We start from the raw sequence: 2,053 nt of genomic DNA, 5'->3' as shown, positions 1-2,053 counted from the left end.
TCGACCATTTTCGGGACGCCCGCCGTGCCGCCGTTGGCGATGGCGATGACGGCGTCCAGGATGGCGTTGACGAATTCGACGATCTGGGCGCCCTGGTTCACGATGAACGTGACGATGTCGATGATTCCCTTGACCGCGCGGACGAACGCGGAGGCGGGGTTGAGGAGGGAGATGATCCAGGTGATGCCGGCGATGATGACGGTGGGGATCAGGTAGCTGGTGAGTTTTTCGAGGATGGTGGCTTTGATGTCGCCGGCCTCGGCCTCGATTTCCTTGACGGCGCCCGCGGGGCCCTCGGTGGCGAGTTTCTTCGCGACGGGGACGGAGGTCTCGACTGCGGTGAGGGCCTGGTCAGGGATGCCCTTGCGGGTGATGCGGGTGCGGATGTTGGCCCAGGTCAGGCCGAGGAGGGAGCCGATGAGCTGGATGATGCCCTTGAGGTCGAACTTCTGGGGGAGTTCGAGGCCGGCCTTGACCGCCGTTCCCAGGAGCCAGGACACGACACCGGTCTTGAGGTGTTCGGCGATGTTGGTGATGAAGAGGTTGAGGCCGGCGCCGACCGCCTTGACCAGGTTGCCGAGGAACCCGATGGGGTCCTTGATGATCTTCATGATCGCGGAGGCGGCCTTGGCGAGGATCCCGAGGAGGAGGTTCTTCAGCTCGTTGATCGTCTTGATGACGCCGACGATCGCGTCCTTCGCCTTGTCGACCAGGCCCTTGTTGGCTTCCTGGAGCTTCTTGATCTCCTCGTCGACCTTGTTCAGGGCGGCGGTGTACTTCTGGGCGAGGTCCTGGACGAGTTGTTCGGACTTCTCGTTGACCGTGGCTTCGAGGTCGTCGAACTTGCCCGCGAAGTCGGTGGCGGCTTCCTGGCCGAACTCACGGAGGTCTGCGGGGAGTTTGTCGACCTCGGCCTTCAGTTCCGTTCGGCCCTTGGCGATGCGGGCCTTGGCCTTGCCGAGTTCGGCGCCGATGATGTCGGCCACCGATGAGATGACCGTCTGCATCTTCGCCACGTAGAGCTTGCGGGCTTCCTGGAAGAGGTCGTTGGCCTCTTCCGGCATGCCCATCAGCTTGTCCTTGGCCCACTTCGCCGGGCCGAACATGCCTGAGTAGCGTTTGTCCTTGTACTTCTTCATGCGGCGCTTGTGGTCGGCGGTGAACGCGTCCCGGGCCGCCTTCTCGCCCTGGGTGAACGCGGTGTCGACCTTCTTGTCGAGGTCGGACAGGGTGGTCTCGACGTCCTTCTTCGTGCCGTCGTAGACCTTCTGGAGCTTCGCCGATACCTCGGCGCGTTTCTTCTCGTCCTTGGACTTGGTCTCGCCCTTGCCGCCGTCGACCTGTTTCCCGGCGGAGGTGCGGGTCGCGGTCAGCGCGTTCATGGCCTGGGCGCCGGAGGCCGCCGCCCCGGCCTTGGCGTTGGACAGCTGCTGGGTCTCGGCTGCCCTGCCCTTCGCGGGGGCCTTCGCGGAGTCCGCCTCCGCGGTCTTCTTCGTGGACAGGGCCTGGTCGAACTCGGGCTCGTTGCCCTTGGCGAGCTGGTCCTCGGTGACCTCGGCGTCCGCCATCGCCTGGTCGTTGGCGGCCGGGCCCTGGGAGAAGTCCGTGACCGCGGCGGGCTGTTTGTCCGGGACCGCGTCGGCTGCCGAAGGGGCGCCCGGGTTGGCGGGCGGCTGGTCCGGGGACATCGGGGTGACGGGCTTGTCCTTGGCCGCCGCCGTGTCGGGCGGAGCCTTCGTCGCCGTGTCGATGTCCTTGGACGAGGACTCCTTCCCGTCCTTGACCTTCCCGTCGACCTCCCCCTTGATCTTGTCCGCCTTGCCGGACTTGGAGAACTTGTCGGCCTGGTCGAGGTTCTTCGGGGCCTGGGCGTCGATCGCCTGGTTCACCGCGTCGATGAACGCCTGCTTGTTGAACTCGCCGGGCTTCGCCGCGTTCATCTTCTCGGCGTTGGCCGCCTTGCCCTGGGCCTCCTTGTCGTCGGGGGGTGCGACGGCCGCGTCCTGTGCGGATCTGGACTCGGTGGTGGCGGGGGCGTGGTGGGCCAGGCGGA

The 2,053-nt window shown here is 66.0% G+C and carries 1 pseudogene; it reads right to left on the bottom strand.

Annotated features, from left to right (window positions below):
• Positions 1 to 2,053, bottom strand: a pseudogene (locus ABZ622_RS41970) (hypothetical protein); the annotation flags it as partial.

The sequence above is a fragment of the Streptomyces sp. NPDC007164 genome (genome assembly GCF_040634135.1).
GTDB lineage: Bacteria > Actinomycetota > Actinomycetes > Streptomycetales > Streptomycetaceae > Streptomyces > Streptomyces sanglieri.
The sequence above is the reverse complement of the archived record's forward strand: the minus strand, read 5'-3'. Positions and strand labels throughout refer to the sequence as shown.